The sequence below is a fragment of the Sphingosinicella sp. BN140058 genome, from assembly GCF_004135585.1.
In the GTDB taxonomy this organism is placed as follows: domain Bacteria; phylum Pseudomonadota; class Alphaproteobacteria; order Sphingomonadales; family Sphingomonadaceae; genus Allosphingosinicella.
The window spans coordinates 5,565,959-5,588,621 of record NZ_CP035501.1 but is presented as its reverse complement, the minus strand read 5'-3'; the positions used below and the strand labels follow the sequence as shown (position 1 = coordinate 5,588,621).

Below are 22,663 nucleotides of genomic sequence, written 5' to 3'. Positions count from 1 at the left end.
GATGCTGGTCCTTCTCTCTTACGCGTCGGCTTCTTCGCGACGCGGGGCGCGATCGCCACGGTCGCCGCGGTCACCACGATCGTCGCGGTCACGGCCACGGCCGCCACGCTCGCCACGATCACGCTCGGAGCGCTCGTTGCGGCGCATCATCGCCGACGGACCCTGCTCGTGCTCGTCGACACGCACCGTCATGTAACGGATCACGTCTTCGTTGATCTGGGTCTGACGCTCGAGTTCGGCGACCACCGTCGCCGGTGCTTCGAAGTCGAGGGAGACGTAATGCGCCTTCCGGTTCTTGGCGATGCGGTAGGCGATGCTGCGCAGGCCCCAGGTCTCGGTCTTGACGACTCGGCCGCCATTGCCCTCGATGATGCTGGTGGCGGTTTCCGCCAGCGCGTCGACCTGGCTCTGGGCCAGATCCTGACGCGCGAGAAAGACATGCTCGTAAAGCGGCATGTATCTACGTCCTTATGTTGGCCGATCGCTGACGCCGCCCAATGCGGTCGCCCCTCCGGCTGTCGTCTTGTGTTCATTCGCTAAAATGAAGCGGGGCCGGAAAGCTGACGCTCTCCGCCCCGTGCGCCGCCCTTGGCCGATCGGGGCGGAAAAAGCAAGCGCTGCTTGCGCTCCGGGGCGCTCGTGTCCTAGCAGCTGCGCCGACAGGAGGCATCTATGCGCGCATTCATTTTTCCGGGCCAGGGCAGCCAGACCGTCGGCATGGGCAAGGCCCTCGCCGAGGCGAGCGCCGTTGCCCGCGCGGTGTTCGAGGAAGTCGACGAAGCGCTTGGGCAGAATCTCGCCCGCTTGATGGCCGATGGGCCGATCGACACGCTTACGCTGACCGAGAATGCACAGCCGGCGATCATGGCCAATTCGATCGCGGCCCTGCGTGTGTCGGGTGTCGACGTCGGCAAGGCGGATTTCGTCGCCGGCCACAGCCTGGGCGAATATTCGGCCCTGTGCGCGGCCGCATCGTTCGATCTCGCCACCGCTGCACGGCTGCTCAAGCTGCGCGGGCAGGCGATGCAGGCGGCGGTGCCGGTCGGGGAGGGCGCCATGGCGGCCCTCCTTGGTGCCAACCTCGGTCTCGCACGGGAAATCGCCGAGGCCGCGGCCGAAGGTGACGTCTGCAGCGTCGCCAACGACAACGATCCGACGCAGGTGGTGATATCGGGGCACCGCACCGCGGTCGAGCGGGCGCTGCTCATCGCCAAGGAGAAAGGCGCAAAGCGGGCCATCCTGCTGCCGGTGTCGGCGCCGTTCCACTCGCCGCTGATGGAGCCGGCGGCCCGCGCGATGGAGCAGGCGCTGGCCGATGTCGCGCTCGCGGATCCTGCGGTGCAGCTCTACGCCAACGTCGCGGCGGCGCCGGTCTCCGAAGCGGACGAGATCCGCCGACTGCTGGTCGAGCAGGTGACCGGGATGGTGCGCTGGCGCGAAAGCGTCGAAGCCATGGCCGCAGCGGGGGTGGACCACTTCGTCGAGTTCGGCGGCAAGGTGCTGGGGCCGATGGTGAAGCGCATCGTTCCCGAGGCAAGGGTGACGAGCGTGGTCACGATGGACGACATCGACGCGCTGGTGAAGGAGATCTGACATGTTCGACTTGAACGGAATGACCGCGCTCGTGACCGGCGCCTCGGGCGGGATCGGTTCGGCGATCGCGCGGGCCCTGGCCGAACGCGGGGCGCGGGTGGCGCTTTCCGGCACCCGCGAGGAGGCGTTGCAGGCTGTGGCCGCGGAGATCGGCGGCGATCCCGTCATCCTCCCTGCCAATCTGTCGGACGGCGCCGCCGTGGACGCCCTCGTCCCGCAGGCGGTGGAGGCACTCGGCAAGCTCGACATCCTGGTGAACAATGCCGGCGTCACCCGCGACAATCTCGCGATGCGGATGAAGGACGAGGAATGGGCGGACGTGATCCGCGTCAATCTGGAAGCCGGCTTCCGCCTGTCGCGCGCGGCGCTGAAACCGATGATGCGGGCGAAATACGGCCGGATCGTCTCGATCACGTCGGTCGTCGGCGCCACGGGCAACCCGGGGCAGGCCAATTATGCGGCATCCAAGGCCGGTTTGGTCGGCATGTCGAAGGCGCTCGCCCAAGAGGTTGCAAGTCGCAACATCACTGTTAATTGCGTCGCGCCGGGCTTTATTCGCTCGGCGATGACCGATGCGCTGCCGGAAGCTCAGAAGGATAATCTGATGGGCAAGATTCCGGCGGGGCGGCTCGGCGAGGGGATCGACGTGGCTGCGGCCGTCCTCTACCTGGCGAGCCGCGAAGCCGCTTACGTGACGGGCCAGACCCTGCACGTGAACGGCGGCATGGCCATGCTGTAAGGCGTCTTGCCGCCAACGTAACGTTACGCCACTTGCCAGCCCCCTTTGGGAGCGGCTAGGGCAATCGCAAACAAATCCTAGGGAAGGGTAGAATATGAGCGAGACCGCCGACCGCGTGAAGAAGATCGTCGTCGAGCATCTTGGCGTCGAAGCCGACAAGGTGACCGAGGATGCGAGCTTCATCGACGATCTGGGCGCCGACAGCCTCGACATCGTCGAGCTGGTCATGGCTTTCGAGGAAGAGTTCGGGGTCGAAATCCCGGACGATGCCGCCGAGAAGATCACCACCGTTCGCGACGCGATCACCTATATCGACAGCAACAAGGCCTGAGCTTTCCGGCCCACCGGCCGGCGGTGCTCGAGCCGCTTTGACGAACGGCTCCCCGTCATCGCCGGGGGGCCGTTTTGACTTTTTGACCCCGGGAGTTTCCTGATGCGCCGCGTAGTCGTCACTGGTCTTGGCATGGTGTCCCCGCTTGGGGCCGATGTCGAGACGAGCTGGAAGAACATCATCGCTTCGAAGAGCGGGGCCACCCGAATCACGCGCTTCGATCCGACCGATTATGCGTGTCAGATCGCGTGTGAAGTGAAGGCACCCGATCACGAGTGGGGGTTCGATCCGGCCAAGCGGATCGATCACAAGATCCAGCGTCAGGTCGATCCGTTCATCATCTACGGCCTCGATGCTGCCGGCCAGGCGCTCGAGGATGCCGGCCTCACCGACGCGAGCGAGGAAGAGCGTTATCGCATCGGCGTGTCGATCGGCTCCGGAATCGGCGGCCTTCCCGGCATCGAGAAGGAATCTCTGGTGCTCGCCGAAAAGGGACCCCGTCGGGTCAGCCCGCATTTCGTTCACGGCCGCCTCATCAATCTGATCTCTGGCCAGGTTTCGATCCGCTACGGCCTGATGGGACCGAACCACGCGGTGGTGACGGCCTGCTCGACCGGCGCGCATTCGATCGGCGACGCGGCCCGGATGATCATCATGGACGATGCCGACGTCATGGTCGCCGGCGGCGCCGAGAGCGCCTTGTGCCCGCTCGGAATCGCCGGTTTCGCCCAGGCACGCGCGCTGTCGACCCAGTTCAACGATCAGCCCGAACGGGCTTCGCGACCCTATGACAAGGATCGCGACGGCTTCGTGATGGGTGAGGGCGCCGGTGTGGTCGTGCTTGAGGAATATGAGCGCGCAAAGAAGCGCGGCGCCAAGATCTACGCCGAACTGATCGGCTACGGCATGTCCGGGGACGCGTATCACGTCACGGCGCCGCACCCCGAAGGCGCCGGCGGCTACCGGGCGATGGAAGTCGCCATGAAGCGCTCGGGGCTGTCGCTGTCCGACATCGATTACATCAATGCCCACGGCACCTCGACTCCGATGGGCGACGAATTGGAGCTCGGCGCGGTCCGCCGCCTGTTCGGCAATGCGATCGGCAATTTGTCGATGAGCTCGACCAAGTCCGCCATCGGCCATCTGCTCGGCGGTGCCGGCGCGGTGGAGGCGATCTTCTGCATTCTCGCACTCCGCGATCAGATCGTCCCGCCGACGCTCAACCTCGAAAATCCGAGCGATGGCACGGCCGGCGTCGATCTGGTGCCCCTGGTCGCCAAGGAACGGAGCGTCAAGGCCGTGCTCAACAACAGCTTCGGCTTCGGCGGCACCAACGCCAGCCTCGTCATGAAGGCGGTCTGACCCGCGCATGCGGAAGCTCCTCGTCCTCGGCCTGCTGGCCGGGGCCGCCATCCTCGTCGGCCTCTATTTCATCCAGGGATGGAAAGCGGCGGGGCCGTCGAGCCGGCCGACGCCGGTGCTGATCGCGTCCGGATCCAGCCTCGCAGCCGCGGCCGAGCAGCTGGAAGAGGCCGGCGTGATCGGCTCGGCCAAACGCTTCCTGTTGCAGGCCAAAGTGTTCGGTGGCAGCGCGCCGATCCAGGCCGGGGAGTTCGAGTTCCCGGCCCATGCCAGCCATTCGCAAGTGCTCGGCATGCTGCAGAACGGCAAGACACTGCAGCGGATGGTGACGGTGCCCGAAGGCCTGCCTTCGGTGCTCGTGCATGATCGCCTGATGAAGGCGCCGACGCTGACCGGGTCGGTGCCGGTGCCGGAGGAAGGCAGCATCCTTCCGGACAGCTACAGCTACCAGCGCGGCGAAACGCGCGCGGCGGTGCTGGCGCGGATGCAGCAGGCGATGGACAAGGCGCTCGCCGAATTGTGGCCGAGCCGCAGTGCGCGGAGCGTGGTCAAGACTCCGGCCGAAGCAATCGTGCTCGCATCGATCGTCGAGAAGGAAACCGGCAAGGCGTCGGAACGGCCGATGATCGCCGGTGTCTACTCGAACCGGGTCCGCATCGGCATGAAGCTCGATGCCGATCCCACCGTGATCTATCCGATCACCAAGGGGCGTCCGCTCGGGCGGCGCATCCTGCGTTCCGAGTTGCAGGCCAATAACGGCTACAATACTTACGCTCGGGCGGGGCTGCCGGTGGGCCCCATCGCCAATCCGGGGCGCGAGTCGATCGCTGCGGTGCTCAACCCGGCCGATACCCGGGCGCTCTATTTCGTCGCCGACGGCACCGGCGGCCACGTCTTCGCCGACAGCTATGCGGAACACACGGCCAACGTGCGCAAATGGTTCGCCATTCGCCGCGCGCGCGGCGAGATGTGACAGCGGCTTCGTCGGACACCCACCGCCGGCCCTGAACAAATCCGGGGCGCGGCCGTTTCCCGCTTGCAACCTGGGAGAGCCGCATGGCCGATGAAGACGAAGAAGGCGTGACCCTCGAGGAAATTCTGGTCGAGATCGTCGACGCACAACTCGAGCTGGTCGAGGCGATTTCATCGGGCAAACCGCTGACCGACAGCGAGGCGCTCAAGCTTCGCCTGAACGATATCCGCGATCTGCTCGAGAGCTACACCGGTGACGACGAAGGCTGACGTCGGGGCGATGGGTGGAGGATGCGCCGAGCGCATCCTCCACTTCCTAACGTGTCACGCAGCCGCTTCCGCGCGGCGCGGCAATACCCAATTGGGCCGCACGAAGTGACAGGTGTAGCCGTTGGGGAGGCGCTCCAGATAATCCTGATGCTCCGCCTCGGCTTCCCAGAAGTCCCCTGCTTGCGTGACCTCCGTCACCACCTTGCCGGGCCATAGGCCGGACGCCTCGACGTCGGCGATCGTGTCCAGTGCCACCGCCTTCTGATCCTCGTTGGTGTAGAAGATCGCGGAGCGATAGCTTGCGCCAATGTCCCCGCCCTGACGATTGAGGGTGGTCGGATCGTGGATCTGGAAGAAGAATTCGAGCAGTCGCCGATAGCTGGTCGCATCCGGATCGTAGCGAATTTCGATGGCTTCGGCATGGTTGCCATGGTTGCGATAGGTGGCGTTCGGAACTTCGCCGCCGGTATAGCCGACCCGGGTCGCGATCACGCCCGGCAGCTTGCGGATCAGATCCTGCATGCCCCAGAAGCAGCCGCCGGCGAGAATGGCGCGCTCTTCGCTCATGCGACGTCCTCCACCTGATCGAGATAGGCACCGTAGCCTTCGGCCTCCATATCGTCGCGATGGACGAAGCGGAGCGAGGCGGAGTTGATGCAGTAGCGCAGCCCGCCGCGATCCCGCGGCCCATCGGGAAAGACGTGCCCGAGATGGCTGTCGCCATGCGCCGAGCGGACCTCGGTGCGGATCATGCCGTGGGTGGTGTCGCGCAGTTCGCTGACATGCGCAGGCTCGATCGGCTTGGTGAAGCTCGGCCAGCCGCAACCGGATTCGAACTTGTCCGACGAGGCGAACAGCGGCTCGCCCGAGACGATGTCGACGTAGATGCCCGGCTCCTTGTTGTCGAGATAGGCGCCGGTCCCGGGCCGCTCGGTGCCGCTCTGCTGCGTCACGCGATACTGCTCCGGCGTGAGCGCGGCGATCGCCTCGTCGGTCTTGCGATAGGTACCCGCCATTCGATCCTCCATGTTCATCACGGATCGGAAATGGTGATCGGCAGGCGATTGTCCAAGACGGAGCCGGCACCGCGATTGACGCTCACCGCCTGCGATGCTGTGAAGCGGTCACATCTGGAGGTTCGCGCATGTCCATACCCTGGGATCAGCCCGCTACGCTCATCGACCTTGACGGCAAGGCTCCGATCATCGGAACCATCCGCGACTGTGCCATGCACTTCGCTTTGTTCAAACCGTTTGCCAAGGAACAGGCGCGGATCCTGTTGACCAAGCCCGTCGCACGCGAGGGCCGCAAGACCCGGACCTGGATCCTCGAGCCGTCCGAGATCGAGCAATTGGCGGCGCGGCTGGTTGCGGAGGGCTGACGCGCCCCAGCGCCGGCAGACCTTTTCAGATATTCAACCGGCGGCGCTCCAACCGCTCGGCGCTGTCGCCGCTGCGGGCGCAGTGGAACGGCTCGACCGCGACCTTCCGCGCTTCCGCGCTCACCTGGATTGCCATTTGATCGTCCACCATCAGCGCGACTTGGTCTCCGCAGAACAGGAGATCGCCGCGGTGCAGGGGCAGGGCGTCGGCCAGAGCTTCGCCGAGCGCGCGCTGGAAGATTGCGTCGCGCGGGCAGTCGATGCCGCAGAGCTGCAGCGAGAGCTGGACCAGACCCGCCCCGTCGATGCCGTGCGATGTGCGGCCGCCCTGGCGGTAGGGCGCGCCGAGCAGGCGCCGTGCGACGGCGACAGGATCCTCTTCATGCTCGTCGATGCGACGCAAATAAGCGGTGGGCACGCACCCGGCCTCGATGTGCAGCATCGCACCATGCACCTCGCCGTGGAGGCGGCTGCCCATCGGCAGGGTGGCGAGGGGCGGGGACAGGGGATCGCCGCAGGTCTGGATCGGCGCGGTCGGCTCAACGACGATGTGCGTCGGCTTCAGCGGATCGGCGAGTTCGATCGCCTCGACATAACCGACCCGGCGATCGAGCAGGCTGTAGCCCCAGGCCCAGCCGGCCGTCAGGTCGACCACCGCGAACTTCTCGCCCGGCAACAGTTCCGACACCATTTCCGCCTCGTCCGAGGGCTCGAGCCGCACCGGCGTCGGCAGCAGACCGCAATCGCGGACGAGCGGCGCGGCATAATGGGGTGCGAACAAACGGCCAGCGAGCGCGATGTCCGCGATGTCCTTGCGCCACGCATGGATGCGCGGGTCGAGAACGATCGACGGCCCGTCGAGCGAGAAGCGGTCAGTGCTGGAGGAGGATTCCGCGTTCCTTGGGCGCGCGGCGGCCAACGCCGTCCTGCTGCTCGATGTTGCGTTCGAAGCGCTCAAGGAACTCCTGCCCTATGCTGGTCTTGGCGACGAACACGTTGCGACGGTCCGCCTCGTCGCGCACGCGCCGCAGATAGCCGAGCGTGCCCAGTGTATTCAAGGCACGCGTGATCACCGGTTTCGACACGCCCAACGTCTGCGCGAGACCTCTGACGGTATGAGGTCCCGGCGTCATATAGACGATCATCAGGAGCGCCATCTGGCGATTGGTAAGATCCGGTTGACCCGACCGAACATAGCCGATGAGGGTCTGCATCCAAGACTTGAGGCCGCGCTCTGACACTGATTGTTCTCCGATTCCGAGACGCGTCTGTTTCGGACGTACAACCAGTCAGATCGCTTTTCGTTTCGTACATCATTGAGAATTCGGCGCAAAAAAGCCGGTTCCAGTCTTGTACGGATACCGACTTAGTCTTGAACGGGGTATCGGCGCGAAAGCAGCGCCCAGGCCGCGCGCATCCCCAGCGCGTCCCCGCCTTTGGGGCGGCCGGGCCTGCTCGACGAACGCCAGGCGAAGGTGTCGAAATGCGCCCAGGGCACCCCGGCCGGGACGAAGCGCCGAAGGAACAAGGCCGCGGTGACCGCGCCCGCCATCGGCGCGTCCGAGACGTTGCCGAGATCGGCGATGTCGGAGGACAGCATCTCGTCATAGCCGTCCCACAGGGGCATCCGCCACAGCGGATCGCGTACGTCATGGCCGCAGGCGAGGAGGCCTTCGGCAAGGGCATCGTCGCTTGCAAACAAGGCCGGCAGGTCGGGTCCGAGGGCGACACGCGCGGCGCCGGTCAGGGTCGCGAAGTCCAAAATCAGCTCGGGATCGCCTTCGCCCGCCTTGGTCAGCGCGTCGCCGAGGATCAGCCGGCCTTCCGCGTCCGTATTGCCGATCTCCACCGTCAGTCCCTTGCGGCTGCCGAGGATGTCGCCGGGACGGAAGGCGGCGCCGGACACGGAGTTTTCCACGGCAGGGATCAGGATGTGCAGCCGCACCGGCAGCCGTCGCTTCATAATCAGCCTGCCGAGTCCGAGCACGTGCGCGGCGCCGCCCATGTCCTTCTTCATCAGGCGCATGCCGCTCGACGGCTTGATGTCGAGGCCGCCGGTGTCGAAGCAGACGCCCTTGCCGACCAGCGCGATCCGCGGGTGGGCGGGGTTGCCCCACAGGACCTCGATCAGGCGGGGGCTTCGGTCGGGGGTCGCGCCCTGGCCGACGCCGGCGATCATCGGATAGCCGTCGGCAAGTGCTCGGCCGGCTGTGACGTTCAGTTCCGCACCGCAGTCGGCGGCGAGATCGCGCGCCGCGCTCTCCAACTCGGCGGGGCCGAGATCGCCCGCGGGCGTGTTGACGAGGTCCCGGACGAGGGCGGTGGCTTCCGCAAGCTGCACCGAGGCCTCTATCCGCGCCGGCTCGCTGCTGAGCAGGATACGCGGCCCCTTGGCGTTCTTCGGCGCCTTGTAGCGCTCGAAGCTGTACTGGGCGAGGAGCCAGCCGAGCGTCGCAACTCCAGCGTCTCCGCGGTCCAGCCGATAACGTCCCTCCGGCAGCATCTCGGCGGCCTTGGCGAGGCACCAGGGGCCAAGCTCCGCGCTGTTGCCCACGCCGAGAATGACCGTCGCCTCGCCCCCGCTATCCGTGCCGGGAAAGGCGATCTGGTTCGGCTCGCCGCGGAAGCCCTGCACCTGTACGGCCTGGCGGACTCGTTCCGGCTGGCTCCTGAGCCAATCGTCGAACCCGGCAGGGTCGATGAGGTGGAGGCGGGTGGCGGGCTCGCCTTTGTCGGCAAGGAGCAGGGCTTGGTAGTCGGTCATCATGATGCCTTATGTTCTAGACGCTGCTGGAGAACGCCACCCGCGAACGCCGCCTCGCCTCAAATGAAAAGAAGTCAATTTAAGTGGTTAGAGGTGTCCGATCAGACTCTGCAGCAGGCTGCGCGACTGGTGGGTTCGCCCGTATTGACCTGATGTCGTGATGCGGAAACAGACGGCACCCCACTGATTTGGCATTCTTTTCAATCCAGCGCATCGGTGCGCGCACCGAGCGGCGCACCGGCGACGTGGAGAATGCTCTTCAGGTTCATGAACTCGTGCATACCGAACGGGCCGAGTTCGCGGCCGTAGCCCGAGCGCTTGATCCCGCCGAACGGCGCCTCCGGGGCCGAGGCGAGCATCTGATTGATCGCGGTCATTCCGGCCTCGATGTCGCGGACGAACCGTCGTTGCTCCGCCGCGTCATTGGTCCACACGGAGGAGCCGAGTCCGAACGGAATGTCGTTGGCGATGCGGATCGCGTCGTCGATGTCGTCGGCACGGAACACCATCGCGATCGGCCCGAAAATCTCTTCGTGCATCAACGGGCTGTGGAGCGGCACCTCGGTGAGGATGCCCGCGGAAAGATAGGCGCCCGGCCCCTCCAGCGTCTCGCCACCGAAGAGAAGGGTGGCGCCAACGGATTTCGCTTCGGCGAGTTGCTGGAGGATGGTGTCGCGCTGCTCGGCGCTGGAGAGCGGTCCCATGTCGGTGCTTTCGTCGAACGGATCGCCGGCTTTGACCTTCTGCATTCCGGCGCTGAACCGCGCCATGAAGGAATCGTAGATGTCACGATGCACGATCATCCGCTTGGCGCAGATGCAGGATTGGCCCGTATTCTGGATTCGTGCCTTCACTGCCTGGGCGGCGGCCGCGTCGAGATCGGCGGACGGCATGACGATGAACGGATCGGAGCCGCCAAGCTCGAGCACGACCTTCTTCAAGGCTTTTCCGGCCGCCTGGGCAACGGACGCCCCGGCTCCCTCGCTGCCGGTCAAGGTGACGGCTGCAATGCGATCGTCTGCAATAATCTCTGAGATCTTAGAGGACTTTACCGCAAGATTCTGAAACAGGCCTTGAGGCGCGCCGGCCTCCATCACCATCTCCTCCAGCAGCCCGGCGACGCCCTGAACGATGCTGGCATGCTTGAGCAGGCCGACATTGCCGGCCATGATCGCCGGCGCGATGAAACGCACCGCCTGCCAGAAGGGGAAGTTCCAGGGCATGATCGCAAGCACCGGACCGATCGGCAGCCAATGGAGCTCGGCGGTGCCACCGTTGCCCAGCTTTTGTTGCTGTGGCGCCAGCATTTCCGGGCCATCCTTCGCATAGAGTCTGAAGGCAGCGGTGCATTTGTCCACTTCCGCCAGCGCGCTCGAGAAGGTCTTGCCCATTTCCAGCGTGGCGACACGGGCGAGCCGCTCGCGATTGGCTTCGAAGCGATCGGCGATTCGGGAGAGCAGGGCAGTGCGTTCGGCAAGGCTGGTGGTGCGCCAATGCCGATAGGCAGACGCAGCCGAAGCGAGCTTGGCCTCCAGTGCGTCGTCCTCGAGCTCGGGATAGGTGGCGATCTCTTCGCCGGTCGCCGGGTTGACGCTCCTGAACATGGTCTCTCCTTGTTCGGACCGTCGACGCCCCGGTTAGCCGACCGGAACGCCGAACAGGTCGTGTTCGTCCGCATCTTCGACGAGGACGCGCAGGATGTCGCCTGGTTTCGCATCGGGCGCATCGCGCAGATGCACTTCGCCGTCGATTTCGGGCGCGTCGGCCTTGGAGCGGCCCGAGGCGCCGCCTTCACCGTCGGCAAGATCGATGATGACGTCGATCTCGCGGCCGACCTTCGCCTGCAGCTTCGCGGCGGAGATCCGGGCGGTGGTCTCCATCAGCCGCGCGTAGCGCTCTTCCTTGACCTCTTCGGGAACGACGCCGGGCAGGGCATTGGCCGCTGCGCCGGTCACCGGCTCGAAGCGGAAGCCGCCGACCCGGTCGAGCTGTGCTTCCTCGAGCCACTGCAGCAGATACTCGAAATCGGCCTCGGTCTCGCCGGGAAAGCCGACCACGAAGGAGGAACGGATCGCGATGTCCGGACAGATGTCACGCCAGCCGCGGATCCGCTCGAGCACTTTGGCTTCGTTGGCCGGGCGCTTCATCGCCTTCAGCACCGATGGTGCCGCATGCTGGAACGGAATGTCCAGATACGGCGTCACCAGCCCCTCCGCCATCAGCGGAATGACCTGATCGACATGGGGGTAGGGGTAGACGTAATGGAGCCGCACCCAAGCGCCCAACGTGCCGAGCGCGCGGGCGAGATCGGTCATGTGGGCGCGGACCTCGCCGCCTTTCCACGGCCAGGCGGCATGACGGAGATCGACTCCGTAGGCTGAGGTATCCTGGCTGATCACCAGCAATTCGCGGGTCCCCGCCGCCACCAGCTTCTCGGCTTCGCGCAGGATCGCATCGGGCCGCCGGCTGACCAGATCGCCGCGAATCGAGGGGATGATGCAGAAGCTGCAGCGATGGTTGCAGCCTTCCGAGATCTTCAGATAGGAATAATGACGCGGGGTGAGCTTGAGCCCGCCCTCCGGGACCAGGTTCAGATAGGCCGAGGGCGGCATCGGCGCGGCGACGTGCACGGCGCCGACCACGCTTTCATATTGGTGCGGGCCGGTGATCGCGAGCACCTCCGGAAACTTGTTCCGGATCACTTCCGCTTCATTGCCCATGCAGCCGGTGACGATCACCCGGCCATTTTCGGCGATCGCTTCGCCGATCGCGGCGAGGCTTTCCTCCTTCGCGGAATCGAGAAAGCCGCAGGTGTTGACCAGAACGACGTCGGCCGCCTCATAATCGGAGGAGAGCTGGTACCCGTCGGAGCGCAGCTTGGTGAGGATACGCTCGGAATCGACCAGCGCCTTCGGGCAGCCGAGCGAGACCATGCCGACTTTCGGCGCGGAGGGAAGTGTGAGTGTCATGGATGCGCGCTCAGATAAGGGTGAAAGCGGGCTTTTTCTAGGCCGGGCAACGCCATCGCCGCTCCCGGGCCGTCGTGCGGTGCGGGTGCCACGGTCCGGCTGACGGTGCACAGCGGAATCTAATTTCAGTGTTGTCGTTAGGTATAGCAAGCAAACTATTGTAAGGAAATGGAAACATTGTAGGAACCGGCTCGAGCTTGAATGTTTTCGCCAATCGGTCCGGCAGATCGATCAACGCTGCAAAATAGCTGAGCCGAAAGGGTTTTTTCAGGAAGTGGAGGTAGATGCGACGTCCTTGAACGGGCGGAGAGCCGATGCAGGTGGTAAGAAAAGGCGTGATCGTGGCGGTGCTCGGCTGTTGGCTCTGCGCCTTCCCCGCCCGGGCGGAGCAGACTCCGGTCGATCGTGCCGATCCCTCGGTCGTGCGGGAACAGTTGCGGCCGCCCGCCCTCCCGCCGGCCGCGCCGGCTCAGCCGCTGCTGCAACCGACCGGGGAGACCCGCTTTGGTAACGCCCTGCACCGCCCGGTTCTTGCCGGCGCGATCCTGATCGTCGGTGCCGAAGCGTTGCCTCAATCCGCCTTCGGCTCGGTCGTCGAGCGATACGTCGGCCAGACTCTGGACGCCGAGGCGCTGGCTGCTCTTGCCGGGGCCGTCGCGAATGTCGCGCGGGAGGCGGGCTACGGCCTCGCGACGGCGTGGATCCCCGAACAGGCGATCGAGAATGGCGTGCTTCGGGTTCGGATCGACGAGGGTCGGATCGACGCCGTCGAAGTCACCGGGGCGGCTGCCGCGGCGGTACAGCCACGCCTGGCCCGGCTCGCCGTCGGCAAGCCGGTGCGCACCGCCGCGATCGAGCGTCAGTTGCTCCTCGCCGAGGACATTGCTGGCGTGCGGCTCGGCAAGGCGAAACTGGAGCGGCGCAACGGCCGCAACGTTCTTGTCGTGCCGACCTTTCGCGATCGCGCGATCGGCCGTGCCGGGATGGACAATTGGGGAAGCACCACCGCCGGCCCGGTGCAGGCCCGGGTCAGCCTCGAAGCAAGCAAGCTGCTCTCCGCCGACGACGGGCTCTACCTCGAAGTGGCGGCAACCCCGTTCCAGCCGCGCGAATTCGCGCTGGTAGCGGGACGCTATACCGTCCCCGTGGGCACGCGCGGCACCGAGCTGTCGCTGGGCGGCTACGCTGCCTGGACGCAGGCCGGCGGCTACCTGCGCTCTTACGATCTCGACGGCCGCAGCAACGAGATCGAGGCCGAGCTTCGCCATCCTCTGGTCCGCAGCCGTGCTGCCGGTGCCTGGCTGTCGATCAACGGCCGGCTGCGCAATTCCGAGCAGACCCTGCGCAACCTGCTGATCCGCGACGATCGCCTGGCGCTGCTTTCGGGCAGCCTCTACGCGTACCACCGCCTCGGCAACGGCCGCGTTCGTGCCCGCGTCGCTCTGGTTCAAGGCCTGGATGTTTTCGGTGCAACGAATGCCGCCGATCCGCTCGCCTCGCGTTTCGACGGGCGGGGACGCTTCACCAAGCTCGCCTTGTGGACCGATATCGAACAGCGACTGGGCAAGCGCTTCAGCATCGCCGCGCAGGCGGAGGGGCAATTCGCCGACCGGCCGTTGCTCTCGTCCGAAGAGATGGGGCTTGGCGGGCGCCGGTTCGGGCGTGCCTGGGACTATCGGGAATTCGGCGGTGATCGCGGGGTCGCCGGCTCGGTCGAATTGCGGCGGGATTGGCAGCGTCCGTTCGCGCCGATCGAGTGGGCGCAGCTCTACGCTTATGCCGATGGCGGCAAGGTCGACAATTACCGCCTTGGTCAGGGCGGCGGGTCCCTGGCCTCTGCCGGCGGCGGCGTCCGCCTGTGGCTCAAGCATGACCTTCGCGGCAGCCTCGAACTCGGCGTGCCGCTCACCGACGGCTTCGCCGGGCGCGAGCGATCGCCGCGCCTCTCCTTCACCGTCGACGTGGCCTTCTGACGCGCCTCGTCAGGCCGGCTTTGCGTGGGCCTCGGTGCCGGCGGTTGGTACGATCTCAACGATCCGATCGCCCGGCTGGAGCGCTGCGGCCTCGGCCTCCCAGAAGCCGTATGGCTTGCCGCCGCGATAGAGGCGAAGGCCAAGGCCGCGGCCGAGCGCCGAGAGCGGCTTGCCCGCTTCTTCGGCGTCGATGAGCCGTTCCGACAATTGCACCGTGCCGCCCATCGAGGCGAGATCGGCGATATAGTCCGCAAGGTGGGCGCCATCGGTCGAGCCGGCGAGCAGCAGTCCGGCGAAACTCACCGGATTGATCACCGTCGTCGCACCCGCCTGCCGGGCGAGCAGTTCATTGTCCTCGTTCCGCACGACGACGCTGATCGGAAGGTTCGGAGCGAGATGGCGCGCGGTGAGGGTGATCAGAATCGAGGTGTCGTCGCGGCCGGCGGATACGATCACCGCCCGAGCGCGGTCGACGTTCACGGCCTGCAGCGCCTTGTCGCGAGTAGCGTCGGCCTCGGCGGTCAAGCAGCCGAGCGAGGCCGCCCGCTCGAGCGCCTCGGCGGTGCAGTCGATGACGACGATGTCCGTCGCCGGCGTGCCGCGGGCGATGAGCTCGTCCACCGCTTCCGAGCCGCTTATGCCGAAGCCGGCGACGATGACGTGGTTGCACAGATCCTTGCGTAGCTTTTCCATGCGCCATCTTTCCCAGGTGCGCCGAAGCACGAACGTATAGGCCGTGCCGATGAAGATGAGGACGAAGAACAGACGGATCGGCGTGACGACGAGAGCGTCGAACATCCGTGCTTCGTTGGTGACTGGAACGATGTCGCCGTAGCCCGTCGTGGTGATGCTGATCATCGTGAAATAGATGACGTCGACGAAGCTGACATGGCCATCGGCCGTGTCCTTGAGGCCATGGCGCTCGAACCAGTGTACGGCAAGGGTGAGGCCGAGCAGGCCGAGAACCAGCGCCACGCGCCAGCCGAGCTGCGCCCAGACCGGCAGGCGACTCCGCTGGCGAAGCGTGACCTCGTCGGGCCGCCGCACCGTCATCGGTAGGCGGGCGCCAGCCGCTCGAGCGACGGCTCGTGGGTGAGATCGAGGTGAAGCGGAGTGACCGAGACGTAACCGTCTGCAATCGCTTCGAGATCGGTGCGATGGCCTGCAGTCTCCACCGTCGGACCGAGGCCGAACCAGAAATAATCGTAGCCGCGAGGATCGGTGCGCTGGATGATGTTCAGGCGGCCGTAGTCGCGAAGGCCCTGTCGGACGAGACGGATGCCCTTCACGTCCCCGGGCGGGAGCGCAGGAAAGTTGATGTTGACGAGCGTGCGCGGCGCAAGAGGCTCGGCCAGCAGCGGGGCGAGGGCTCGCTCTGCCCACGCCTCGGCGGCCGCGAACGGGACGGTGTCGCCCATGCCCTCTCGCGCATAGCATTGCGACAGCGCGATCGCCGGAATGCCGGCAAGCGCGCCTTCCATCGCCGCCGAAACGGTGCCGGAATAGGTGCAATCCTCGCCCAGATTGGCACCGCGGTTGACACCGGAAAGCACAAGATCGGGCGGATTGTCCTTCATCACATGCGCGATAGCCATCATCACGCTGTCGGTCGGCGTTCCGGCGACGCAGAAGCGACGCTCGCCGAGCTTGCGCAGGCGAATGGGACGGGTAAGGGTTAGGGAGTGGCCGGCGCCGGATTGCTCCTCGGTCGGCGCGACGATCCAGACGTCGTCGGAGAGACGCCGTGCGATCGTCTCGAGAACCTTCAATCCGCCTGCATTCACGCCGTCGTCGTTGGTGAGGAGAATGCGCATGCCCGCGGCTATGCGGCGCGGCGGTCAGAGACGCAAGGCAGGCGATCTGCCGAAACCATCCCTGCAGTCCCCGCGTTCACCGGACCAAGAGCAAGAAGGAGAATGCGATGCAGGTTCCGCACAACAGTTTCGTGGTCGTCGCCGACGGCAAGAAGATGCTGTTCTTCCGAAACGAGGGCGATTCCGAATATCCCAAGCTCGAGATCGAGCGGAAACGCGAGCAGGAGGATGCCGCGGACCGGGATCAGAAGACCGATGGTCCGGGGCGGACCTTCGATGCGTCGGGCGGCGCCGGGCGCAGCGCCTATGAGGAGGTGGATTTCCACCAGCTGGCCGAGGACCGCTTCGCCCAGGAAACGGCAGAGCTGCTGCGCAAGCGCGCCTTGAACAACGATTTCGAGTCGCTGATCATCGTCGCCCCTCCACGCACGCTCGGCGAACTTCGCAAGCACTATCACAAGGAGGTCGAGAAGCGGCTTGCCGGCGAGGTGGCCAAGGACCTTACCGGACACACGGTTCCGGACATCGAAAAGGCGCTGCAATCCGCCTGATCGGGTGCAGACCGGACGTATGAAAAGGCCGCGTCGCGAGACGCGGCCTTTTCGCCGTCCGGAAGCCTCCGGCGCGGCCCCCCGTTAGACCGTCTCTGTTTCCGTCTTCGTGTCCCGGCCGAAGCGGCGGCGGGCGACCAGAGCCGCGGCCGCCGCTCCGAACAACAGGACCATCGGCGGCGCCGGCACGTCGGTGCCACCGGTCGACGTCGATGTGCTGCCGCTGGACGTCGAGGTCGAGCTGGATGTTGATGACGACGTGGAGGACGAGGTCGAGCTCGACGTCGACGAGCTGGTCGAGGTCGATCCCGACGTCGTGCTGGTGGTGCTGATTCCGCCGAAGCTGCTCGACGACGAGGTCGTCGACACGTTGCCGCTCGACGAGGTCGTCGACACCGTGCCCGATGATGTCGAGGAGGTGCTCGACACGCCGCTCGAGGTCGAGACGTTGCCGCTGGACGTCGACACGCCGCTGGAGGTCGACGTCGAGACGCCGCTCGACGTGGAAACGTTGCCGGTCGACGTCGAGACGTTGCCCGTCGATGTCGAGATCTGGCCGGACGACGTCGAGGTGCTGGTCGAGGCGGTGAAGATGGCGTTGCCGCTGGAGCCGCCGAAGAAGCCGCCGCTGAAGAAGCCGCCGCCGAAACCGCCCCCGAAGCCGCCGCTGCTGCCGCCGACGATGATCGGCGCGCTGCCGCCGCCGGTGACGAAGCCTTCGCTCGGCGGGAGCGGCGGGATCGGCATCGGCGCCATGCCGGGATATGTCATCGTGCGCGTGGTTACGGTCTGCGCCGGCTGCCTGACGACGCAGGCGGTGCGAGCGACCTTGCGCACCCGTTTGGCGCGAACTCGGGCGGCCGGGCGAACCTTGCTGACCTTCGGAGTCCGCACGCTCGCTTTCGCCTTCTTGACGAACACCGGCCGCGAGGGCGGGTTTTCCGCAACATGCACGGCACCGCCGCCGATGATCGCGCCACCGCAGGTGCAGGCGCACAATTTAGCCAAGGCCATTCGAACCGACATATGACGTACCCTGTTCAAGGCTTCGAAGCCGCCCCGGATCGTCACTGTCGAACATCCGGTTTCGCTTCTCGCTATTCACGACAGATGCAAAGGAATCCTTTCCGCGCAAGCGCGTTAACCATGAAGATGCCCCAGAACGGCCTCCGAATGCTCTGCGGCAGGACTTCCGTACCAATAGGGGACAGAGTGTCGACCGCAGTGAACGGAACGCGCCACGCGTGATGACCCAATCAGGGTTAACCCGTGCGCCAAGAGGCCGGTGATTCGGGCTGATTCGGTCGTGCGGGTGCGGCCAGGCCCGCGTCTCCGCTGCGGCAAATATGTCACGCCAAATGCTTCTGTGCGCCCGCTTTTTTGACCCTTTTAGAGTGACTTGTACTCCACGTCTCGGCCGAGTATAGGCGCGCTGGGGACAGGTTCCGGAACTCCCGGACGACTCGGGAGCGGAACCCACGGAATTGCGTATTCGCGAGTGGCGAAGGCGTGGATCGGAGGGGTTATGGCGACGGCGTTAAGTGGGGTTTACGACCAAGGCTATATCGGTATCGCGGGGATGGAAGGCTACAGGCCGACCGCGAACGAAGACTTCATGAACAATGAACAGCTCGCCTATTTCAGGCAGAAGCTGCTGACGTGGAAGGACGAGATCCTCCGCGAATCCGAAGGCACCATGGAACAGCTCAAGAGCGGCCCGATGCGGGAGGCCGATCTCACCGATCGCGCTTCCAGCGAGACCGACTGGGGCATCGAGCTTCGGACCCGCGACAGGCAACGCAAGCTGATCTCCAAGATCGACTCGGCATTGCGGCGGATCGAAACCGGCGAATATGGCTATTGCGAAGTCACCGGCGAGCCGATCGCGATCGCTCGTCTCGAGGCGAGGCCGATCGCGACGATGACGGTCGAGGCGCAAGAACGCCATGAGCGTCAGGAACGAATCTCGCGCGAAGACTGACCTGATCGGGCCGGGGCAATGCTCCGGCCTTTCTTTTTGGCGGGCCGACCTCGTTTCCAGCTCTAGGTTGCGCCGCGCCGACGCTGTGGGGCAGGGCCGAAGCGCCCGTCAGATCCGCGGCTCATAAACCCATTATCTCGCACGGAACCAGGTGCGCCTGGCGGATCGCCGGGTCCGGCCGATCGTGGCCGTCGTCCGTGTTTCAAGGACAGATCAGGCGGAGCCGGTCGAGCCGGCTCCGCGACGTTATTCAGTGAAGGCCGGCGATCGCCTCCTTGACGCGCAGCTTCTCCTTTTTCAGGCGCGCGAGAGCCGCCTCATCGGGACGGGGTCGTTGCGACTCTGCCGTGATCCGGGCCTCGATATCAGCATGTTTCGTTTCCAGTGCCGAGATATGCGCCTGTTGCATCCTCATCTCCGTTGCTGAGTGGACGACCGATAAAACACTCGACCGACGGTCTTGTCTCCTGCGATGGGACCGCCGTGGTCATATATACGACAGTCCGTTGATCGATTATCAAGAGCCGCGTTGCGTTAGGATTGCGTGAGGAGGCGTTTCGGAGACGATGGTGGAAGGCGGGGAGATCGGCGTCGCATCGCAATTGGTGCGCCTGAGGACGGAGCACAGGGATCTCGACGCAGCGATCGAGGCGTTGCGGGCGATGACGGCACCGGATCAGCTGCAGCTTGCCCGCCTCAAAAAGCGCAAGCTGCGCCTCAAGGACGAGATTTCGGTGCTGGAGGACATGCTCATTCCGGACATCATCGCCTGATCACTCGCCGCCGAAAACGCGCGGCGGCGCAGCATTTACCTTCTTTATGCGTTCCCGTGGCGCGCAGGCTGTGGCAGCGTGAGGACGATGGTGCAGGACGACGGACGGATACAGCTCACGCCGAAGCTGATTGGATCGCTTTATACCGAAGCGATGGTGCTCGCCGACGAGGCACGCTCTTATTTCGATCGCGTCGGCCGCAACGAGCGGGATGCGCTGGATCCGATCCTGCGGGTCGGCTTTTCCTGCGAGTCGCTTAAGGTTACGACGCGGCTGATGCACATCATCGCGTGGCTGCTCACCCAGCGCGCGGTCGAGGCCGGTGAACTGAGCGCACTTCAGGCCCGGCGTCCCGCGCGCCGCCTCGGCGAAGCCCCCGAAAGCGACGAAGCGGTTCTCGCCAAGCTGCCCGACAGTGCCCGCGCGCTGATCGACGCCAGCCGGGACCTGTACGCACGCGTTCAGCGCCTCGACGAGATCGAGCCGGGCGGCGATCCTCAGGCGAGCCCGGCGCGCAGCCTGCTGAGCAGGCTGGAGCGTTCGTTCTAGAAGCGGCGTCCGACGCCGCCATGATGTGGCGACGCGTCGCCATTTCACCCGAACCCCGCCTCCGCTAAGGAGGGGGAATGGACGCTTTCCAATTCTTCTACGGTCCGCGCCTGGTCTCCGGGGCGGGAGCCGCGACCGGATTGCCCGGATTGCTGCCGCCCGGGCCGTGCCTGTTCGTCACCGATGCCCAGCTACGTGGCCTGGGTTTGCCAGACGCGGCACTGGATGCGCTCGCCGGCGCCGGTATCACGCCGCGGATCTTCGATTCGGTCGAGGCGGATCCTTCGCTCGACACTCTGATGGCGGCTGTGGCGTTCGGTGCAGACTGTACTTCGGTCGTCGGTTTCGGCGGCGGCAGCCCGATGGACGTTGCCAAGCTCGCAGCCTATCTGATCGGCAGCGGCGACCCGCTCGACTCGCTCTGGGGCGTCGGCAAGGCGAACGGCAAGCGGCTGCCGCTCGCCCTGGTGCCGACGACTGCGGGCACCGGATCCGAGGCCACTCCGGTCAGCATCATCACTGTGGGCGGCGCCGAGAAGAAGGGCATTTCGAGCGCTGCGCTGGTCGCCGACTGGGCGATCCTCGATGCCGAACTCACCACCGGCCTGCCGCGCCAGGTCACGGCCGCAACCGGCATCGACGCAATGGTGCATGCGATCGAGGCCTATACCTCGAATCGGCTCAAGAACCCGATGTCGGACCTGATGGCAGGAGAGGCACTGCGTCTGCTCGTCGCCAACATCGACCGTGCCTGCGACCATCCCGGCGATCTCGAGGCCCGCGGTGCGATGCTGCTCGGCGCGCACCTTGCCGGTGTCGCCTTCGCCAATGCTCCGGTCGGCGGCGTCCATGCGCTCGCCTATCCGCTCGGCGGGCATTTTCACGTGCCCCACGGCGTTTCCAATGCGCTGATGCTGGGCCATGTGCTCGGGCACAATCTTCATGCCGCGATGCCGCTTTATGCCGAGCTCGGCAGGATCCTCGACCCGCAATTGGCGGAGTTCGGCACCCAGGCCCAGGCGCAAGCCTTCGTCCAGCGCATGGCATCGATCTGCCTCAAGGCGGGAGTACCGCTGCGCCTGTCCGAGGTCGGCGTCGCCGCGGCCGACCTCGATCTTCTCGCCCGCGAAGCGATGAAGCAGGAACGGCTGCTGGTGAACAACCCATGTCCGATCAGCGAAGCCGACGCCCGGCGCCTGTACGAGGCGGCTCTGTGAGTCGCGCCGCGCTGAAAGGCAGGGACGCCTATCGCGTGTGGCGCGAGATCGGTACCCGCTGGGCCGACAATGACGGCTACGGCCACGTCAACAACACGGTCTATTATCAGTGGTTCGACACGGCGGTGAACAGTTGGCTGATCGAACGCGGTCTGCTCGACGTCGCAAGCGGGGATCCGATCGGCCTCGTCGTCGAGACCGGCTGCCGTTATGCCCGTTCTCTGTCCTACCCCGAACCGGTCGAGATCGGGCTGGCCGTGGAGCAGGTCGGCCGCTCCAGCGTGCGCTACCGACTGGGCGTGTTCGGCAAGGACGAGAGCGAGGCGGCCGCGGAAGGCTTCTTCATCCACGTCTATGTCGGGCGCGGCGACCGGCGGCCCGTCGCCATTCCGGATAGCTGGCGCTCCGCGTTCGAGGCGATTTCCGCGCCCTGACGATCAGAGCGCGGCCTTGCTGCGGAGCTCGGCCCTGGCGGCATCATATTCGCCGATCAGTTCGCCAATGAAGGCGCCGGCGGGCTGAACCCTGTCGATCGCGCCGATGCCCTGGCCGGATCCCCAGATATCGCGCCAGGCCTTCTTGGCGCTCTCGCCGCCGAAATTCATCGTCTTGAGATCCCCCTCCGGCAGATTGGCGGGGTCGAGACCCGACGCCTCGATCGAGCGCTTCAGATAATTGCCGTGCACGCCGGTAAAGAAGTTCGAGTAGACGATGTCGTTGGCGCGTCCCTCGACGATTCCGTCCTTGTAGTCGGCGCCGGCATTAGCCTCCTCGGTGGCAATGAAGGGGGAGCCGATATAGGCGAGATCCGCGCCCATCGCCTGCGCCGCGAGGATCGACCGGCCATTGGCGATCGCGCCCGACAGCGCGACCGGACCCTCGAACCAGGCGCGGATTTCCTGAACGAGGGCGAAGGGCGAGAGGGTGCCGGCATGCCCGCCGGCCCCGGCGGCGACCGCGATGATCCCGTCGGCGCCTTTCTCCACCGCCTTGCGGGCGAAGCGATCGTTGATCACATCGTGCAGGGTGATTCCGCCCCAGCCGTGCACGGCCTGGTTGAGCTCCGGAATTGCGCCGAGGGAGGTTATCACGATCGGCACCCGCCATTTGGCGCAGGTCGCCATGTCCTGCTCCAGCCGATCGTTGGAGCGATGGACGATCTGATTGACTGCGAACGGCGCGGACGGACGATCGGGATTGTCTCGGTCCCAGGCCGCCAGCTCCTCGGTGATCCGGTGCAGCCACTCGTCCAGCGTCGCTTGAGGGCGCGCGTTCAGCGCCGGAAAGGAGCCGACGATCCCGGCCTTGCACTGGGCGATCACCAGATCCGGCGTGGACACGATGAACAGGGGCGCGCCGATGACGGGCAGGCGCAGCTTCGAAAAGATCGGAGGAAGGCTCATGCCGCCTTCTTAGGGAGCGAG

27 protein-coding genes are annotated in these 22,663 nt (G+C 65.7%); 15 read left to right on the top strand and 12 right to left on the bottom strand.

Going from position 1 to position 22,663, the window contains the following annotated elements:
* Positions 1–18 precede the first annotated feature (18 nt).
* Complete coding sequence (rpsF, locus tag ETR14_RS25380; protein ID WP_129390712.1) at positions 19–456, bottom strand: 30S ribosomal protein S6; 438 nt, start codon at positions 454–456, stop codon at positions 19–21.
* Positions 457–672: 216 nt separating this feature from the next.
* On the opposite strand from rpsF, the gene fabD reads away from it, so the two are divergent.
* The 6 genes from fabD to ETR14_RS25350 all read left to right on the top strand — a co-directional run bounded on the left by fabD (position 673) and on the right by ETR14_RS25350 (position 5,267).
* A complete protein-coding gene (fabD, locus tag ETR14_RS25375) occupies positions 673–1,593 on the top strand; it encodes an ACP S-malonyltransferase (RefSeq protein ID WP_129390709.1) in 921 nt (306 codons plus the stop codon).
* Between the two features lies 1 nt (position 1,594).
* Positions 1,595–2,332, top strand: a complete 738-nt coding sequence (gene fabG / locus ETR14_RS25370; protein ID WP_129390705.1) for a 3-oxoacyl-[acyl-carrier-protein] reductase — start codon at positions 1,595–1,597, stop codon at positions 2,330–2,332.
* 94 nt (positions 2,333–2,426) lie between these two features.
* A complete protein-coding gene (locus ETR14_RS25365) occupies positions 2,427–2,663 on the top strand; it encodes an acyl carrier protein (RefSeq protein WP_129390702.1) in 237 nt (78 codons plus the stop codon).
* A 102-nt stretch (positions 2,664–2,765) separates the two neighbouring features.
* Positions 2,766–4,025, top strand: coding sequence for a beta-ketoacyl-ACP synthase II (fabF, locus tag ETR14_RS25360; protein WP_129390699.1), 1,260 nt, complete (start codon positions 2,766–2,768; stop codon positions 4,023–4,025).
* A 7-nt stretch (positions 4,026–4,032) separates the two neighbouring features.
* Positions 4,033–4,998, top strand: a complete 966-nt coding sequence (mltG, locus tag ETR14_RS25355) for an endolytic transglycosylase MltG (RefSeq protein ID WP_129390696.1) — start codon at positions 4,033–4,035, stop codon at positions 4,996–4,998.
* An 83-nt stretch (positions 4,999–5,081) separates the two neighbouring features.
* On the top strand, positions 5,082–5,267 hold the full coding sequence (locus ETR14_RS25350) for a hypothetical protein (RefSeq protein WP_129390693.1): 186 nt from the start codon (positions 5,082–5,084) through the stop codon (positions 5,265–5,267).
* Positions 5,268–5,321: 54 nt separating this feature from the next.
* On the opposite strand, the gene msrA is transcribed toward ETR14_RS25350, so the two are convergent.
* Both msrA and msrB read right to left on the bottom strand, forming a co-directional pair.
* On the bottom strand, positions 5,322–5,834 hold the full coding sequence (gene msrA / locus ETR14_RS25345) for a peptide-methionine (S)-S-oxide reductase MsrA (RefSeq protein ID WP_129390690.1): 513 nt from the start codon (positions 5,832–5,834) through the stop codon (positions 5,322–5,324).
* Positions 5,831–6,283 carry a peptide-methionine (R)-S-oxide reductase MsrB gene (gene msrB / locus ETR14_RS25340; RefSeq protein WP_129390687.1) on the bottom strand — a complete coding sequence of 151 codons (453 nt, stop codon included), beginning with the start codon at positions 6,281–6,283 and terminating at the stop codon, positions 5,831–5,833. The genes msrA and msrB overlap by 4 nt, the downstream gene beginning before the upstream one ends.
* Positions 6,284–6,411: 128 nt before the next feature.
* Here msrB and ETR14_RS25335 point away from each other — a divergent pair, with 128 nt between their 5' ends.
* Entirely contained in the window at positions 6,412–6,648 is a 237-nt protein-coding gene (locus ETR14_RS25335) for a hypothetical protein (RefSeq protein ID WP_129390684.1), read from the top strand.
* A 25-nt stretch (positions 6,649–6,673) separates the two neighbouring features.
* Here ETR14_RS25335 and ETR14_RS25330 read toward each other — a convergent pair whose 3' ends face one another.
* The 5 genes from ETR14_RS25330 to rimO all read right to left on the bottom strand — a co-directional run bounded on the left by ETR14_RS25330 (position 6,674) and on the right by rimO (position 12,381).
* The gene (locus tag ETR14_RS25330) at positions 6,674–7,567 is read right to left on the bottom strand and encodes an NlpC/P60 family protein (RefSeq protein WP_129390681.1); all 894 of its coding nucleotides are present in this window, start codon (positions 7,565–7,567) and stop codon (positions 6,674–6,676) included.
* A complete protein-coding gene (locus ETR14_RS25325; protein ID WP_129390678.1) occupies positions 7,521–7,862 on the bottom strand; it encodes a MarR family transcriptional regulator in 342 nt (113 codons plus the stop codon). The genes ETR14_RS25330 and ETR14_RS25325 overlap by 47 nt, the downstream gene beginning before the upstream one ends.
* 152 nt (positions 7,863–8,014) lie before the next feature.
* Positions 8,015–9,412, bottom strand: coding sequence for a M17 family metallopeptidase (locus ETR14_RS25320; RefSeq protein WP_129390675.1), 1,398 nt, complete (start codon positions 9,410–9,412; stop codon positions 8,015–8,017).
* Between the two features lie 200 nt (positions 9,413–9,612).
* Positions 9,613–11,016: an NAD-dependent succinate-semialdehyde dehydrogenase gene (locus tag ETR14_RS25315; RefSeq protein ID WP_129390672.1), complete on the bottom strand. Its 1,404-nt coding sequence runs from the start codon at positions 11,014–11,016 to the stop codon at positions 9,613–9,615.
* A gap of 33 nt (positions 11,017–11,049) precedes the next feature.
* Positions 11,050–12,381 carry a 30S ribosomal protein S12 methylthiotransferase RimO gene (gene rimO / locus ETR14_RS25310; RefSeq protein WP_129390670.1) on the bottom strand — a complete coding sequence of 444 codons (1,332 nt, stop codon included), beginning with the start codon at positions 12,379–12,381 and terminating at the stop codon, positions 11,050–11,052.
* A gap of 314 nt (positions 12,382–12,695) precedes the next feature.
* Here rimO and ETR14_RS25305 point away from each other — a divergent pair, with 314 nt between their 5' ends.
* The gene (locus ETR14_RS25305; protein WP_129390667.1) at positions 12,696–14,354 is read left to right on the top strand and encodes a ShlB/FhaC/HecB family hemolysin secretion/activation protein; all 1,659 of its coding nucleotides are present in this window, start codon (positions 12,696–12,698) and stop codon (positions 14,352–14,354) included.
* A gap of 9 nt (positions 14,355–14,363) precedes the next feature.
* On the opposite strand, the gene ETR14_RS25300 is transcribed toward ETR14_RS25305, so the two are convergent.
* Both ETR14_RS25300 and surE read right to left on the bottom strand, forming a co-directional pair.
* On the bottom strand, positions 14,364–15,407 hold the full coding sequence (locus ETR14_RS25300) for a TrkA family potassium uptake protein (RefSeq protein WP_129390665.1): 1,044 nt from the start codon (positions 15,405–15,407) through the stop codon (positions 14,364–14,366).
* On the bottom strand, positions 15,404–16,168 hold the full coding sequence (gene surE, locus ETR14_RS25295; RefSeq protein ID WP_129390662.1) for a 5'/3'-nucleotidase SurE: 765 nt from the start codon (positions 16,166–16,168) through the stop codon (positions 15,404–15,406). The genes ETR14_RS25300 and surE overlap by 4 nt, the downstream gene beginning before the upstream one ends.
* Before the next feature lie 107 nt (positions 16,169–16,275).
* Here surE and ETR14_RS25290 point away from each other — a divergent pair, with 107 nt between their 5' ends.
* The 3 genes from ETR14_RS25290 (at position 16,276) to dksA (ending at position 18,700) form a co-directional block, all read left to right on the top strand.
* A complete protein-coding gene (locus ETR14_RS25290) occupies positions 16,276–16,719 on the top strand; it encodes a host attachment family protein (RefSeq protein WP_129390659.1) in 444 nt (147 codons plus the stop codon).
* Positions 16,720–16,828: 109 nt separating this feature from the next.
* Positions 16,829–17,749: a hypothetical protein gene (locus tag ETR14_RS28970; protein WP_206185914.1), complete on the top strand. Its 921-nt coding sequence runs from the start codon at positions 16,829–16,831 to the stop codon at positions 17,747–17,749.
* 549 nt (positions 17,750–18,298) lie between these two features.
* Positions 18,299–18,700, top strand: a complete 402-nt coding sequence (gene dksA / locus ETR14_RS25280; protein ID WP_243455959.1) for an RNA polymerase-binding protein DksA — start codon at positions 18,299–18,301, stop codon at positions 18,698–18,700.
* Positions 18,701–18,950: 250 nt separating this feature from the next.
* On the opposite strand, the gene ETR14_RS25275 is transcribed toward dksA, so the two are convergent.
* Entirely contained in the window at positions 18,951–19,109 is a 159-nt protein-coding gene (locus tag ETR14_RS25275) for a YdcH family protein (RefSeq protein WP_129390654.1), read from the bottom strand.
* Positions 19,110–19,266: 157 nt separating this feature from the next.
* Between ETR14_RS25275 and ETR14_RS25270 the strand changes: the two genes are divergently transcribed.
* From ETR14_RS25270 to ETR14_RS25255, 4 genes are all read left to right on the top strand, one after another.
* On the top strand, positions 19,267–19,473 hold the full coding sequence (locus ETR14_RS25270) for a YdcH family protein (protein ID WP_129390651.1): 207 nt from the start codon (positions 19,267–19,269) through the stop codon (positions 19,471–19,473).
* 87 nt (positions 19,474–19,560) lie between these two features.
* Positions 19,561–20,022, top strand: coding sequence for a DUF1465 family protein (locus tag ETR14_RS25265; RefSeq protein ID WP_129392405.1), 462 nt, complete (start codon positions 19,561–19,563; stop codon positions 20,020–20,022).
* 77 nt (positions 20,023–20,099) lie between these two features.
* Entirely contained in the window at positions 20,100–21,239 is a 1,140-nt protein-coding gene (locus ETR14_RS25260) for an iron-containing alcohol dehydrogenase (RefSeq protein ID WP_129390648.1), read from the top strand.
* On the top strand, positions 21,236–21,673 hold the full coding sequence (locus ETR14_RS25255) for a thioesterase family protein (RefSeq protein ID WP_243455683.1): 438 nt from the start codon (positions 21,236–21,238) through the stop codon (positions 21,671–21,673). The genes ETR14_RS25260 and ETR14_RS25255 overlap by 4 nt, the downstream gene beginning before the upstream one ends.
* 3 nt (positions 21,674–21,676) lie before the next feature.
* Here ETR14_RS25255 and ETR14_RS25250 read toward each other — a convergent pair whose 3' ends face one another.
* On the bottom strand, positions 21,677–22,642 hold the full coding sequence (locus ETR14_RS25250) for a nitronate monooxygenase family protein (protein WP_129390642.1): 966 nt from the start codon (positions 22,640–22,642) through the stop codon (positions 21,677–21,679).
* Positions 22,643–22,663: the final 21 nt, after the last annotated feature.